The organism is Neisseria perflava, from assembly GCF_019334725.1.
GTDB lineage: Bacteria > Pseudomonadota > Gammaproteobacteria > Burkholderiales > Neisseriaceae > Neisseria > Neisseria subflava_A.
This window is the reverse complement of the sequence record NZ_CP079818.1, coordinates 513,514-528,243: the sequence shown is the minus strand read 5'-3', so window position 1 is coordinate 528,243 and position 14,730 is coordinate 513,514. Positions and strand designations below refer to the sequence as shown.

16 protein-coding genes are annotated in these 14,730 nt (G+C 47.9%); 5 read left to right on the top strand and 11 right to left on the bottom strand.

Annotated elements, in window-relative coordinates:
• Positions 1-67: 67 nt before the first annotated feature.
• From LPB400_RS02680 to LPB400_RS02660, 5 genes are all read left to right on the top strand, one after another.
• Positions 68-568: a hypothetical protein gene (locus LPB400_RS02680; RefSeq protein WP_219089318.1), complete on the top strand. Its 501-nt coding sequence runs from the start codon at positions 68-70 to the stop codon at positions 566-568.
• A 53-nt stretch (positions 569-621) separates the two neighbouring features.
• On the top strand, positions 622-1,284 hold the full coding sequence (locus tag LPB400_RS02675; protein WP_219089316.1) for a PspA/IM30 family protein: 663 nt from the start codon (positions 622-624) through the stop codon (positions 1,282-1,284).
• A 1-nt stretch (position 1,285) separates the two neighbouring features.
• The gene (locus LPB400_RS02670) at positions 1,286-1,729 is read left to right on the top strand and encodes a hypothetical protein (protein ID WP_070459756.1); all 444 of its coding nucleotides are present in this window, start codon (positions 1,286-1,288) and stop codon (positions 1,727-1,729) included.
• A gap of 90 nt (positions 1,730-1,819) precedes the next feature.
• On the top strand, positions 1,820-2,485 hold the full coding sequence (locus tag LPB400_RS02665; protein ID WP_070459759.1) for a YqiJ family protein: 666 nt from the start codon (positions 1,820-1,822) through the stop codon (positions 2,483-2,485).
• Between the two features lie 212 nt (positions 2,486-2,697).
• On the top strand, positions 2,698-4,410 hold the full coding sequence (locus LPB400_RS02660) for a flotillin family protein (RefSeq protein WP_004519001.1): 1,713 nt from the start codon (positions 2,698-2,700) through the stop codon (positions 4,408-4,410).
• A 373-nt stretch (positions 4,411-4,783) separates the two neighbouring features.
• Here the strand turns inward: LPB400_RS02660 and LPB400_RS02655 are convergent, their stop codons facing one another.
• The 11 genes from LPB400_RS02655 to LPB400_RS02605 all read right to left on the bottom strand — a co-directional run bounded on the left by LPB400_RS02655 (position 4,784) and on the right by LPB400_RS02605 (position 14,728).
• Positions 4,784-5,209 carry a F0F1 ATP synthase subunit epsilon gene (locus LPB400_RS02655; protein ID WP_003683708.1) on the bottom strand — a complete coding sequence of 142 codons (426 nt, stop codon included), beginning with the start codon at positions 5,207-5,209 and terminating at the stop codon, positions 4,784-4,786.
• A 10-nt stretch (positions 5,210-5,219) separates the two neighbouring features.
• On the bottom strand, positions 5,220-6,617 hold the full coding sequence (gene atpD / locus LPB400_RS02650; protein WP_063076780.1) for a F0F1 ATP synthase subunit beta: 1,398 nt from the start codon (positions 6,615-6,617) through the stop codon (positions 5,220-5,222).
• Between the two features lie 38 nt (positions 6,618-6,655).
• The gene (atpG, locus tag LPB400_RS02645; RefSeq protein ID WP_219089313.1) at positions 6,656-7,531 is read right to left on the bottom strand and encodes a F0F1 ATP synthase subunit gamma; all 876 of its coding nucleotides are present in this window, start codon (positions 7,529-7,531) and stop codon (positions 6,656-6,658) included.
• Positions 7,532-7,555: 24 nt separating this feature from the next.
• Entirely contained in the window at positions 7,556-9,103 is a 1,548-nt protein-coding gene (gene atpA / locus LPB400_RS02640; protein ID WP_188208862.1) for a F0F1 ATP synthase subunit alpha, read from the bottom strand.
• A gap of 10 nt (positions 9,104-9,113) precedes the next feature.
• Positions 9,114-9,647, bottom strand: coding sequence for a F0F1 ATP synthase subunit delta (locus LPB400_RS02635; protein WP_004519004.1), 534 nt, complete (start codon positions 9,645-9,647; stop codon positions 9,114-9,116).
• A 4-nt stretch (positions 9,648-9,651) separates the two neighbouring features.
• Positions 9,652-10,122, bottom strand: a complete 471-nt coding sequence (locus tag LPB400_RS02630) for a F0F1 ATP synthase subunit B (RefSeq protein WP_004464459.1) — start codon at positions 10,120-10,122, stop codon at positions 9,652-9,654.
• A gap of 73 nt (positions 10,123-10,195) precedes the next feature.
• Complete coding sequence (atpE, locus tag LPB400_RS02625; RefSeq protein ID WP_003676106.1) at positions 10,196-10,432, bottom strand: F0F1 ATP synthase subunit C; 237 nt, start codon at positions 10,430-10,432, stop codon at positions 10,196-10,198.
• 63 nt (positions 10,433-10,495) lie between these two features.
• Positions 10,496-11,362 carry a F0F1 ATP synthase subunit A gene (gene atpB, locus LPB400_RS02620; RefSeq protein ID WP_036472483.1) on the bottom strand — a complete coding sequence of 289 codons (867 nt, stop codon included), beginning with the start codon at positions 11,360-11,362 and terminating at the stop codon, positions 10,496-10,498.
• Positions 11,352-11,705 carry an ATP synthase subunit I gene (locus LPB400_RS02615; RefSeq protein ID WP_219089311.1) on the bottom strand — a complete coding sequence of 118 codons (354 nt, stop codon included), beginning with the start codon at positions 11,703-11,705 and terminating at the stop codon, positions 11,352-11,354. Before LPB400_RS02615 ends, atpB begins: the two co-directional genes overlap by 11 nt.
• A gap of 276 nt (positions 11,706-11,981) precedes the next feature.
• Positions 11,982-12,842, bottom strand: coding sequence for a ParB/RepB/Spo0J family partition protein (locus tag LPB400_RS02610; protein WP_039863743.1), 861 nt, complete (start codon positions 12,840-12,842; stop codon positions 11,982-11,984).
• A gap of 101 nt (positions 12,843-12,943) precedes the next feature.
• Positions 12,944-14,728 carry a bifunctional chorismate-binding protein/class IV aminotransferase gene (locus LPB400_RS02605; RefSeq protein WP_219089309.1) on the bottom strand — a complete coding sequence of 595 codons (1,785 nt, stop codon included), beginning with the start codon at positions 14,726-14,728 and terminating at the stop codon, positions 12,944-12,946.
• Positions 14,729-14,730: the final 2 nt, after the last annotated feature.

Sequence of the window (14,730 nt, the reverse complement as noted above, 5' to 3'; positions counted from 1 at the left end):
GTATTGCGCCTCATAATCCCATCTTGTATATTTGTATTCAAATGAATACAAACCAAATCAAACGAATATGAATGCAACGAACCGTATCCCAATTAGTGTGCGCATCACTCAGGAAGATGCTGATTTTATTGCTGAACTCAAAATCGAAGGTGCGAATACGCCGTCTGAAAAAATCCGCGAATTGCTCAAGCTGGCGCGCTTGGCGCATACGCAGACACGCGATTACGGCTCTGCACTGACGGCGCAAGAGCAGTTTTTCCAACCAGCAAAACACGAAATCTTGCACGCTGAAAAACAGGCTGGAGTGCATTCGCATATCGTGGCGAGGCTGTTTGAACAACTGCCCGACTTAGGCGCAACACTCGCCGCCGATCTGCCAGCAGAAGCTGACCTAGACGATTTGAAAAAATACGAGCGCGAACTGATGTGGCGCATCGTCCGCCTTACCGACAGCATCCTGCAACTCGCCGTAACCGGCAAAGGCGCGGCATACGACGATACCGTGCTGCAACAGCTTGAAAATACTTTGAAACTGGCAAAGATTGTGCAGCAGGCAAATGAAATTTAAGGCTGCCGCCATACCAAATGAAACAAACACATTTTAGTGAAAGGAAAATCCAAATGAGCGAAACCCTATCCCGCCGAGTAGGCCGTCTGGTGAGCGGCGGTTTTCATGCCCTGATTGATGCGGCGGAAAACCTCGCGCCTGAAGCGGTAATGAACGAAAGCATCCGCGAAATTGAGCGCGCAGTAGATGAAGTGCGTGCTGAGTTGGGCAAAGTGTTGGCGCAGAAACACCTTGCCGCTAAGAAAATGGCCGATGAAAGCAACCGCCACGAGGCCATCGATGCCAATCTGCAAGCCGCCGTAGATGCCGGTCGCGATGACCTTGCCGAAGCGGGTATCGCCGAGCAGATGGACATCGAAGCGCGTCTGCCCATCTTGGAAAACACCATTGCCGATTGTGCCGCACAAGAAAAAGAGCTCGAAGGCTTTATCGCCGCCTTGCAGGCGAAAAAACGCGAGATGCAGCAGCAGTTGCAAGACTGGCGCGCCGCGCAGCAGAACGCTGGCGCAGGCAAAGCGGCAGGCGGCAGCGACCTCAACCGCATCGCCCGTGATGCTGAAAAAAGCGGCAACGCTTTCGACCGTGTGATGGGTCGCCAAAACGCGGTACACAGCAGCACCGATGCGGAGCAGTTGGCAAAATTGAAGGAATTGGAAGACTTAAGCCGCAACAACCGTATTGCCGAACGATTGGCGGCATTGAAAGCAGGGAAATAAGATGAATTTTGTTAATAAGATTTATGAGCTTGCTGAGCAGATTGCTTACCGCCATAAGATGTTGAATCACCATGCTGCATGGTTGCTGTTATCAACTATCGCGGTTTGGTCTCTTAGTGATAATCACCCCATACCCGCAATAGTTGCTGCTATTTTAATTATGGGATTCTATGCTGTTATTATTATGAATGACGTGAAGACAAAATATGGAGACAAATTAATTGCAGATGGACGGAAAGTTTCTATTGAACAAGCCATAGAATTATTAAAAACCGAAATCTTGGAAAACTGTGACAAACAAGAGCAGCAAAAACTCTTAGATCTATTGGAGAAGAAATGCCTAACTCAAATAAAGTTTAAAAACTTCTTCAAATACCGTTTATTTTGGATTGCATATATCTTTTGGGGGTGGATGCTTTTAGATTTACTTATATTAAGTAGATAAAATCCAAACAAACCCCACCAACATTAAAAATGTATTATTCAAAATACAAATCCCATAAAGAAAAAATCAAAAAGAATAAGGAAATGCAATATGTGGAATTTAATCAACGCCCCCGAAACTGAAATCTTCGGCATTGCCATTGCGCTGATGATTTTGCTCGGTGTGTTGGAAGTTATTTCCATGCTGGCAGGCGGTATCAGTGACTGGTTGGACAACCTGTTGCCCGACAGTCTGACCGAAACCGCGCACGCCGAGGTTGGATTGGATGTGGCGGATGCAGGCATATTCGTGCGTTTCCTGAGCTGGCTGTATGTCGGACGTATCCCGGTGTTGATGTTGATGGTGGTATTTCTTGCCGTATACGGACTGACGGGTTATCTGTTTCAGACGGCCTTTGCCACTGTATTCGGCAGCTATCTGAATGGCACGCTGGCAGCAGTCATCGTTTGGTTTCTTTCCCTGCCCTTAGTGCGAGTGACGGCTAGCGGTTTGTACAAAATTATGCCGAAAGATGAAACCACTGCCGTTTCGCAAGAAAGTTTAATCGGCCGCGTCGGCACAGTGGTGCTGGGCGAAGCTCGGGTAGGTAATGCGGCGCAGGTGCGCGTGAAAGATGCTTACGGCCAACAGCATTATGTGATGGTAGAGCCTGACTCTGAAGATGTATTGAAACAAGGCGATGCGGTATTGCTGGTGTCGTTGGACGGAAATACATTTAAGGCAATTTTGAATCCGAGCGGCAGCTTGGTAGATTAAGGCCGTCTGAAACCGCTGATTTATCGATACGGTAAAAATAGATACTTTACCGCCCTATCCTCACCATCTAGAAATCCGAAATAACAATATAGAAGAACAACCACTCTATTATTTCAACCCATATTTTTAACCCTTTCAGACGGCCTCTTTCTCTCAAAGCCTTCTGAATCCACCGCCCCAAAAGGCATATTAACAAGAAGAAAGGAAAAACCATGAATTTGGTCTCCATCGGCACTATCGCCGGCGTCATACTCGTCGCGCTGTTTGTACTCGGCCTTATCCTGACCCGTCTGTATCGCCGTGCCAGCAAAGAAGTCTCATTTGTCCGCACCGGTTTTGGTGGCGAAAAAGTCATCATGAATGGCGGCGCGATGGTGCTCCCCGTATTGCACGAAATCATCCCCGTCAACATGAATACACTGCGCCTTGAAGTGCGCCGCGCTGCCCAACAAGCGCTGATTACCCGCGACCGTATGCGCGTTGACGTGATGGCTGAATTTTACGTCCGCGTTAAACCCAGCGCCGAGAGCATTGCGACCGCCGCACAAACGCTGGGTATGAAAACCATGTCTCCCGATGAGCTGAAAGACCTAGTCGAAGGTAAATTCGTTGATGCCCTGCGCGCCGTTGCCGCCGAAATGGCCATGGAAGAACTGCATGAAAAACGTGTTGATTTCGTTCAGAAAGTACAGCAAGTCGTGAGCGAAGATTTGTTTAAAAACGGTCTCGAACTCGAAACCGTTTCCCTGACCGGCCTCGACCAAACCAGCTTTGAGTTCTTCAACCCGCAAAACGCCTTTGACGCGGAAGGTTTGACCAAACTGACCGAAACCATCGAAGGCCGCCGCAAAAAACGTAACGAAATCGAACAAGACACCGACTTGGCAATCAAAACCAAAAACCTCGAAGCCGAGCAGCAACGCCTGAAAATCTCGCGCGAAGAAGAATACGCCAAACTCGAACAAGAGCGTGAAATTGCCGTCCGCCGCGCCGAACAAGAGGCCAGCATTGCCGAACAAGAATCTCAGAAAAAACGTGAAGCGGAAGAAGCAAAAATTGCCGCTGAACGCGAAGTGGATTTGAAACGCATTGCCGCCGAGCGCGATATTAAAAACGAAGACATTAGAAAAGCCCAAGCCGTTGAACAGGCAGAGGTTGAACGCCGCAAAGCCATCGAATTGGCCGAGCAAGACCGCGCCATCGCCGTTGCCGAAAAATCACGCGCCGAATCCGAAGCCAAAGCCGAAGCCGACAAAGCCCGTGCCGCAGCTGTTCGTGAAGAAGAAAGCGTGATTACCGTACGCGAAACCGAACGCGCCGAGCGTGCTAAAGCGGTCGAACTGATTGCCGCAGAAGAAGCCGCGCAAAAAGATGCGATTTCGCTCACTGTTGCCGCCGAAGCTGAAAAACAAGCTGCACAAGACCGCGCTGAAGCCGTGCGTATTGCCGCCGAAGCCGAAGCCGAAAAACACCGCCTGCAAGCCAAAGGTGAGGCCGATGCCAAAATTCTGTTGGCGCAAGCGCAAGAGCAACAATACAAGGTTGACGCCGAAGGTACCCGCGCTGTGAACGAAGCTGCCAACGTCCTGAGCGTTGAACAGGTTGAAATGCAAGTCCGCCTTGCCCTCTTGAAACATCTGCCTGACATCATCCGCGAATCCGTCCGCCCAATGGAAAAAATCGAAGACATCAAGATTTTGCAAGTCAATGGTCTGGGTGGCTTTGCCGGTGGTGCAAACGGTGCGGAAGGTGTTTCAGACGGCCAGACCACACAAGCCAGCCTTGCAGACCAAATGGTCAACAGCGCACTGCGCTACCGCAGCCAAGCTCCGTTGGTTGACGGTCTCTTGAAAGAGTTGGGGCTAAATGGTGGCGACATCAACGGCCTGACCCAAGGACTTGATAAAACCATCGACCAATCATAAACGAATGCCATCATAATGGTTTAAAGGCCGTCTGAAACTTTTCAGACGGCCTTTTGTTTATACAAGAGCTTCCACAAATTCTAATATTTTCAATACTGATCAATTCAGATCTGTTGTAGTAGCAATAAATTAGGAATCATCCAATCTATTTTTTGAGGATAAAAAAGATTGGGTGGACTATTTTAAATGTGAATCACAAGGCTAACTACTTCAATAATGATCCACCAATAATTTAATCATAAAAACCTGTTCTACCGTTTCGATTTCAAACTTGCCATCTACTCATCTATCGACATTTCAATATCAAGCCACTTATCTTCAGATAAATAAAAAAGCACAACATTTCGTTGTGCTTTTTCTTGATGAACCCACATTACTTGTTTTTTTGCGAACGAAGGTAATCCAAAGTTTTCAGCTGGGCAATGGCGGCTGCCAATGCTTTGTGCGCTTCAGCCAAAGATTTTTCGTCTCTAGCTTCAGAAACACCTGTTTCGGCTGCTTTTTTAGCTGCTTCAGCACGCGCCTGATCCATTTCTGTACTGCGGACGGCAACGTCTGCCAATACGGTAATCTTATCAGGCTGTACTTCTAAAACGCCACCGGAAACGGCAACCAGTACTTCTTCAGCTTCACCCGGAACAGTCAAACGCAATGCGCCGGGGCGTACCAAACTCATAATCGGCTCGTGTCGTGGATAAATACCAAGCTCACCTTGAACGGTCGGAACCACCACAAAGCTGGCCTCGCCCGAATAGATGTTTTGCTCGCTACTGACCACTTCAACTTGCATGGTGCTCATGCCGGCCTCCTTAGTTTAAGGTTTTCGCTTTCTCAGCCGCTTCTTCGATACCGCCTACCATATAGAACGCTTGTTCAGGCAGATGGTCGTATTCGCCGTTCAAGATGGCTTTAAAGCCGGCGATGGTGTCACGCAATGGAACGTATTTGCCTGGAGAACCGGTAAATACTTCGGCAACGTGGAACGGTTGAGACAGGAAGCGTTGGATTTTACGGGCACGCATCACAGTCAGTTTGTCTTCGTCAGACAATTCGTCCATACCCAGAATGGCGATAATGTCGCGTAATTCTTTGTATTTTTGCAGAGTAGACTGTACACCGCGCGCTACGTCGTAGTGCTCTTGACCCAATACCATCGGATCCAATTGGCGTGAAGTAGAATCAAGCGGGTCAACTGCCGGGTAAATACCCAAAGATGCAATATCACGGCTCAATACGACGGTGGCGTCCAAGTGGGCGAAAGTTGTCGCTGGAGACGGGTCAGTCAAGTCATCCGCAGGTACATATACGGCTTGGATGGAAGTAATGGAACCGGTTTGGGTAGAGGTAATACGCTCTTGCAAACGACCCATTTCTTCAGCCAATGTCGGTTGGTAACCTACTGCAGAAGGCATACGGCCCAACAGTGCAGATACTTCGGTACCGGCCAGAGTGTAACGGTAGATGTTGTCAACGAAGAACAATACGTCGCGGCCTTTACCGTTTTCGTCTTTTTCGTCACGGAAGTATTCGGCCATAGTCAAACCGGTCAAAGCAACGCGCAGACGGTTGCCCGGAGGTTCGTTCATTTGACCATACACCATGGCTACTTTATCCAATACGTTGGAATCTTTCATCTCGTGGTAGAAGTCGTTACCTTCACGGGTACGTTCACCCACACCTGCGAACACGGACAGACCGCTGTGCGCTTTGGCGATGTTGTTGATCAATTCCATCATGTTCACGGTTTTGCCCACACCGGCACCACCGAACAGACCTACTTTACCGCCCTTAGCAAACGGACACAGCAAGTCGATCACTTTAATACCGGTTTCCAATAATTCGGTAGTTGAAGACAACTCGTCGAATTTCGGAGCAGTTTGGTGAATGGCACGGCTCTTGTCGGTATCAATCGGACCTGCTTCATCAACAGGCGTACCCAATACGTCGACAATACGACCCAATGTACCTTTACCTACCGGCACAGTGATTGGCGCACCAGTATTGCTTACAGACATACCGCGTTTCAGGCCGTCTGAACTACCCATTGCAATAGTACGGACAACGCCGTCACCCAGAAGCTGTTGAACTTCCAGAGTCAGACCGTTCTCGTCCAATTTCAGGGCATCGTAAACATGCGGGATAGCGTCGCGTGGAAATTCCACGTCAACCACCGCACCAATAACTTGTACGATTTTGCCTTGGCTCATTATCGTATCCTAATTTCCTGTTCAGGCTTCAGACGGCATTAAACTGCCGCTGCACCTGCTACAATTTCTGACAATTCTGTGGTAATCGCGGCTTGACGCGATTTGTTGTACACCAAGCGCAATTCTTTGATGGCATTGCCTGCGTTGTCGGTTGCGGCTTTCATCGCTACCATACGCGCGGCTTGTTCAGATGCCATGTTGTCGCTCAATGCCTGATAAACCACAGACTCTAAATAGCGGCGAACCAAATATTCCAATACGGCGATAGGACTCGGCTCGTAGCGGTATTCCCAAGCAAATGAAGAATGACCCGCCTCGTCGTCAATAACGTTTTCACCGATAGGCAGCAAAACTTCCATACGCGGCTCTTGGCGCATTGTATTGACGAAACGTGAGTAAACCATATGGATACGGTCTAATTCATGCTTCTCATAACGTTGGAAGATTTCGGTCAGAGGGCCGAGCAGCAATTCCATTCTTGGGGTATCGCCCAAATTGGTTGCACTGGCAATAACATTCAAACCGATACTTTGGCATGCAGCCAAACCTTTACTACCCAGGCACACGACTTCGACTTCGATGCCTTGTTCCTGATACTCTTGAACTTGCGCCAAAAACTTTTTCAGTACGTTTGCGTTCAAGCCACCGCACAAACCTTTATCCGAGGTAATCAAAATGAAACCGGCACGACGCACTTCGCGGTGCGGCTCCAACAATTTGATACCATGATCGGCATGGGTCTGTGCAAGATGGCTCATCACTGTACGCACTTTTTCGGCGTACGGACGCGCTAAGCGCATCCGGTCTTGAGTCTTCCGCATTTTAGAGGTCGACACCATTTGCATCGCTTTAGTGATCTTTTGGGTATTTTGAACACTACGGATTTTGGTGAGAATCTCTTTTCCGACTGCCATTTCAGACTCCTTTCATCTCAATACTTATGCTTGGTAAGCGTAAGAAGATTTGAAAGATTTCATGGCTTCGGTCAATGCTTTTTCGCTTTCGTCAGACATTGCGCCTGATGCATTAATCGCTTCCAGAACCTCAGGATGTTGCGTACGTACGAAACTCAAGAATTCTGCTTCGAAAGCCAAGGCTTTGGATACCGGAACATCTGCGTAAGAACCGTTGTTGATCGCCCACAAAGTCAATGCCATTTCGGCAGTGTTCAATGTGCTGAATTGTTTTTGTTTCATCAATTCAGTAACCACTTCACCGTGTTGCAGCTGTTTGCGTGTTGCTTCGTCCAAATCGGAAGCAAATTGCGAGAACGCCGCCAATTCACGGTACTGTGCCAACGCCAAACGGATACCGCCACCCAATTTTTTGATGACTTTGGTTTGTGCTGCACCACCTACGCGCGATACGGAAATACCGGCATTGATTGCAGGACGGATACCGGCATTGAACAAGTCGGTTTCCAAGAAGATTTGGCCGTCTGTAATCGAAATTACGTTGGTTGGTACGAATGCGGATACGTCACCGGCTTGGGTTTCAATAATTGGCAACGCAGTCAGAGAACCGGTTTTGCCTTTTACTTCGCCATTGGTCAGTTTTTCAACTTCGTTTTCGCTGACGCGGGCCGCACGTTCCAACAGACGGGAGTGCAGATAGAATACGTCGCCAGGATATGCTTCACGACCAGGAGGACGGCGCAACAGCAGGGAAATTTGACGGTATGCAACGGCTTGTTTAGACAAGTCATCGTATACGATCAGTGCATCTTCACCGCGGTCACGGAAGAATTCACCCATGGTACAACCGGAGTAAGGAGCAATGTATTGAAGCGCAGCGGCTTCAGAAGCAGTTGCGGCAACCACGATAGTGTGTTCCATCGCGCCATGCTCTTCCAATTTGCGCACTACGTTGGCAATAGAAGATGCTTTTTGACCGATAGCCACATAAATACAGATAACGCCTGTACCTTTTTGGTTAACGATGGCATCCAGTGCTACGGCAGTTTTACCGGTTTGACGGTCACCAATGATCAACTCACGTTGGCCACGACCAACCGGAACCATAGAGTCAATAGCCTTCAGGCCGGTTTGCATGGGTTGGTCAACCGATTTACGCGCAATCACACCTGGTGCAATTTTTTCGATTGGAGCAGTCAATGTTGTGTTGATTGGACCTTTACCATCGATAGGACGACCCAATGCATCAACTACACGGCCAACCAGTTCGTGACCGATCGGCACTTCCAAAATACGGCCGGTACAGGTAACTGTATCGCCTTCTTTAATGTGTTCGTACTCACCCAACACTACGGCACCAACGGAGTCACGCTCCAAGTTCATGGCCAGACCGAAAGTGTTACCGGGGAATTCGAGCATCTCACCTTGCATCGCGTCTGACAAGCCATGAATGCGCACAATGCCGTCTGTAACAGAAACAACGGTACCACGGGTACGCACTTCTGCATTGACGGACAGATTTTCGATTTTGGCTTTAATCAAATCGCTAATTTCAGCAGGATTAAGCTGCATGAAAACTCTCCTAATTTGTCATAGTCGCATACAAAGCATTCAGTTTGCCTTGTACGGACAAATCCAAGACCTGATCACCCACTTCTACTTTGATGCCGCCGATTAATTCAGGGGCAACTTTAGCTACCACATCCAATTTGCTGTTGAAGCGTTTTGTCAGGATATCGGTAACATCGGCCAGCTGCTGAGAACTGAGTTCATACGCGCTGTAAATTACTGCCGATTTCGTATTGTTGTGTATCAAGGTCAAATCTTGATATTGGGCATAAATTTCCGGCAATACCAGCAAACGCTTTTGCTCGGCCAAAACGGTAATGAAATTTGCCAATTCGACATTTTTGATACCGACAAGACCTTTGAGCGTTTCTGCTTTTTCGGAAGCTCCCGTTTCCGGTTGCTCGATGAAAGCAATGACTTTCTCATCTTGAACAACCGCTGCGAGTTCTTTCAGTTCGCCCAACCAAGACTCGATTTGGTTTTTTTCCTGAGCCAGACTAAACAATGCTTTCGCATAAGGTCTGGCAATCGTTGCGAACTCTGCCATAAGATTACAGCTCCTGTTTTAAGGTACTGAGCAAATCTGCATGTTTGGAAGCATCAACTTCTTTACGCAAGATAGATTCCGCACCTTTAACAGCCAGTGTAGCAACCTGTTCGCGCAATACTTCGCGCGCACGGTTAACTTCTTGCTCCACGTCAGCTTTTGCTTGAGCTGCAATGCGTGCTGCTTCATGAGAAGCTTGCTCTTTGGCTTCTTCTACAATTTTTGCAGCACGTTTTTCGGCGTTGGCAACCATTTCGGTTACCTGATTACGCCCTTCGGCCATAAGTTCTGCAACTTTTTTCTCTGCCTGCTCAAAATCGCTCTTACCGCGCTCGGCAGCAGCCAAACCCTCGGCGATTTTTGCGGCACGCTCATCCAACGCTTTGGCAATCGGAGGCCATACGAATTTCATCGTAAACCAAACCAAGCCAAAGAAAACCAGGATTTGCGCAAATAAGGTTGCATTAATATTCACGTTACTTAACCTTCGTATCTGGGTTAATCAAACAGACTATAAGCCTGTATCTGAACGGATCGCTCCGTCTTGATTACGCAGCACCAAACGGGTTAACGAAGGCGAACAACAGGGCAATAGCCACACCGATCAAGAAGGCCGCATCAATCAGACCAGCGATCAAGAACAGTTTGGTTTGCAGAGGACCGATCAGCTCAGGTTGACGAGCAGAAGATTCCAAGTATTTAGAACCAACCATTGCGATACCGATAGAGGCACCCAATGCACCCAAGGCAACGATCAAACCACATGCGATAGCAATCAAACCCATTTTTAAACTCCTTAAGATAGTAAAGGTTAAACTACAAAAACAAACTACGAAAAAACTACTTGATTAGTGTGCATCATGCGCTTGTCCGATATATACGAACGCCAACGCCATGAAAATAAATGCCTGCAAGGTGATAACCAAAATATGGAAAATCGCCCAAGCCAAACCGGCAATCAGATGGAACACAAATAAAATTGGATCCAAAGTTTCGATACTGCCGGTTGATGCCCATGCACCACCCAACAAAGCGATCAGCAGGAACACCAGCTCACCGGCATACATATTACCAAACAACCGCATACCGTGGGATACGGTTTTGGACAAAAACTCTACCAAGTTCAGCAGGAAGTTGGCCGGAGCGAGCATCGGACCAAAAGGCGCGCTGAATAATTCGTGAATCCAACCGCCAAAGCCTTTGATTTTGATATTGTAATAAATACATACCAACAATACGCCAATTGCCAAAGCCAAAGTCGTATTCAAGTCAGCAGTCGGTACAACGCGCAACAGTGCATGATGATTACCGGTAATGCCTTGCCATGCCATCGGCAGCAAATCAACCGGCAACATATCCATGGCGTTCATCAGGAAAATCCAGACAAACAGGGTCAAACCCAAAGGCGCAACGGCTTTACGCGATTGTTCGTTATGGATAATGCTCTTACACATGTTATCCACGAATTCGAACAGAATTTCAACAGCCGCCTGAAAACGACCGGGCACGCCAGCAGTTGCTTTTTTGGCACCGCGCCACAAAAGAAAGCTGCCAATTACGCCTAACAGAACAGCAAAAAAGATTGCATCAAGGTTAATGAACGAAAAATCAGCGATGTTTTTCAGTCCTTGACCCTGAGTAACATCCGACATACTGGTCAAGCTTTGCAAGTGGTGCTTGATGTAGTCAGCAGCGGTCATAGTTTCACCTGCCATAGTGTTTCACTCTCAACAATACTAAAAAAACCAAATGACTGACGCTGAGCAACCCCAATAAAAATGGGAAAAATACCAGCGATTGATGCCATATCGCAAAAACGATCGACATAGATACCAGCGACAGCACTACTTTTAAAACCTCTCCGCCGACAAACATCGAACTTTGCAACTCGGGATTTCGTCGGGAAAACTTTAAAAGTAAAACTGCAACCAGGGTAGGCAAAATATACGAAAATCCTCCCGCCAAAGCAGAGAGGAAGCCGGGCAATCCGGAAAATAATGCACAAACAACTGAAATTATTAACAATACAACTACTTGCAATGGGACTATCTGATTCATTGTACTTCACACCCCAAAAACGCAAGGTAAATTAATATAATCAAGAAGTTTGTTAACGTCAAGCAATATGTTAATCTTTGTGAACCTTTCACAGATAAATGATTAACACATATAAAACAAATCTTTGCAGGAACGGAGTTTAACACAAATTACATGTTGTTACACAGATTTTACAGAAGATTTTGATTTGTATTGTAAGCATCTGTACGACCAGTCCTTTTATCAAAAATTCAGGCCGTCTGAAAATTTTTTTCAGACGGCCTGTTTATAAAACCGTTAAAACTCTTGATTAATGCCTAACTGTTTCAGCAGGTATTCAAATGTTTCCGGCGTATCAAAATGCAGTACGATTTTTCCTTTTTTCTGATTGCTGGTTTTAACTTCGGCATTGACACCCAAACGCTCGGTCAGTGCATCATTAATACGGCGGATATCCGGGCTGATGGTTTTGGCTGCTTCCGGTTTGGCTTTTTGATGTGCCAACTGGCTGCGGCGCTCCACCTCGCGCACCGACCAACCATTTTTGACAGCTTTTTGCGCCAACTCCAATTGGTCAACCACATGCAAGGTCAGCAACGCACGGGCATGACCCATTTCCAGACGGCGTTGATAAAGCATTTCCTGAACCGGCTCAGGCAGGCTCAACAAGCGCAGGCTGTTGGAGATGGCACTACGGCTTTTACCGACGGCTTTTGCGATGGTTTCATGAGTCAGGCCGAATTCGTCGGCAAGGCGTTTCAAACCTTGCGCTTCTTCAATCGGATTGAGGTTTTCACGTTGCAGGTTTTCAATCAAACCCATGGCCAACGCGGTTTCATCGCTGATGGTTTTGATGACGACGGGAATTTCGGTCAAACCGGCCAACTGGGAAGCGCGCCAACGACGTTCGCCAGCAATCAATTCATATTGGGACAAACCACGTTCGCGCACAATAACCGGCTGGATAATGCCTTGCGCTTTAATGGAATCGGCCAACTCCTGCAAAGCTTCATCATCAATTTGCACACGCGCCTGATAGCGGCCGGGCTGAATATCGGCGATGGCAACCGTTGTCAGGCGGTCGCTACTGCTGCTGTCCACTGCATTGGAAATCAACGAATCCAAACCGCGTCCCAATCCACCTTTTGCTTTTGCCATATTGTTTTCCCTTTCAGACGGCCTCATTGTTGAAATGACGTATTCTATCGGATATTGCCGCTTTACGACAATTTGAATCACGATGATTTGACTATTGCCATTTATTTACGGAGCGAAACCGCAAACATGCCCCTTAAAGCGTTACTCAAACGGATTTCTTCCGCATTTTCCAACATCGCGCGCGTTATGTGGGTTTCCTTGATTGTATCCACACCTAAATATAGCTGCGGCTGCCTCAATACCGCTTGGCGCATTACTCCGTTCAAAATATCCAAATCCAAAGACGGCGTGAGCCATTGTCCTTGATATTTGACGAACACATTGCTTCTTCCACCCTCTAACAACAGGCCGTCTGAATTGAAAAACAAGCTGTCAAATGCGCCCTGCCCTTCTGCCGTTTTCCATGCTTGGTCAAAAGTTTCACGGCGTGTGGTTTTGAAACGGCGCAGATAATCGCGTTGGCTTAATGTGTGCTCACTCAAGATGACGTATTGCTGCCCATCCAATTCGGAAACAGCCGCATGGCTCAATGCAAGGCCGTCTGAAAACAAAGCAGCTTTGACTCTAAATAACCCAATTGGCAACGCATCTATATAGTGTTGAATTTGCTCTGCCGCATTTTGAGACCAAGGCAGGTTGAGCGCTTGTGCCGAGCTGTTCAGACGGCCTAAATGCAAATCGAGCAAACGGCATTGTTTGTCTTCCGCACGCATGGTTTCAAAAATACCGAAATCAGGCCGCAATTCATTCAGAAAACGCGCCTTCCAACCGCACTCGCGATATTCAGCTTCAGGATCGCTATCAATCACAATCCCCGAACCCACACCATAAACGCCTTGATAAAGGCCGTCTGAAACCGGCTTCAAAGATAATGTGCGAATCACGACATTGAACACACCTTCAAACCCCAAACCCGTATCGCACGGATGCAAAAAGCCGATGCTGCCTGTGTATAAACCACGCGGTTCGGATTCAAGAGACTCAATAATCTGCATACTCATGCGTTTGGGCGCACCAGTAATACTGCCGCACGGGAAGGCTGCACGGAAAATATCAGAAACCGAAACATCAGGCAGCGCCTGCGCCTCGATGGCACTGGTCATCTGCCAAACACTGCCGAAACGGGAAACTTTAAACGGTTCAGGCACACGTACTTTGCCCGTTTGCGCGATTTTGCCGAGGTCGTTGCGCAACAAATCGACAATCATCACGTTTTCGGCACGGTTTTTCGGGTCGTTTCGCAATTCAACGGCGCGGCGTTCATCTTTCCCATCGTGAAGAATCGGCGCAGTACCTTTCATCGGCTCGGTTGTGATCAGGCCGTCTGAATAGATTTTGAGGAAAAGTTCGGGAGAAAAACACAAAGTCCACGCATCCTGCCCTGCCCCGTCGGGCAGACAAGACAACACGGCATATGGCACAGGCTGACGCAAACGGCGGTAAAGCTGAATCGGATTGCCGTAAGTTTGCAGGTGCAGGCGTGCGGTGTAATTGATTTGATAAGTATCGCCGCGGCGGATGGCTTCGTGGATTTGACGGATATGCTCGAGATAATCGGCTTCGGATACAGAGAATCGGGGAGTGGAGATGCCTGCCTCAAGGCCGTCTGAATGATTAGCCAGCCAGCTTTCGGTATCGATTTCTGCATAATCAGCAAACCAGTGCAAACGCAAATTGCCACTGCGCGCGGATGAAATATCCATCAGTGGCAATCCGAATTCGTAGTCTGCAAACAACACTGCATGCAGGCCTTTTTTCCAACCTGCCTGCAAAACATCTTCCAACGACGCCAGTTCGTTATGATGAAAAAGGCAGCTTTCCACATGATTTTGATAGAGTTTTGCACGACCGCTTACCGCATCGTCGAACAGGGCGAAATAAGGCATGA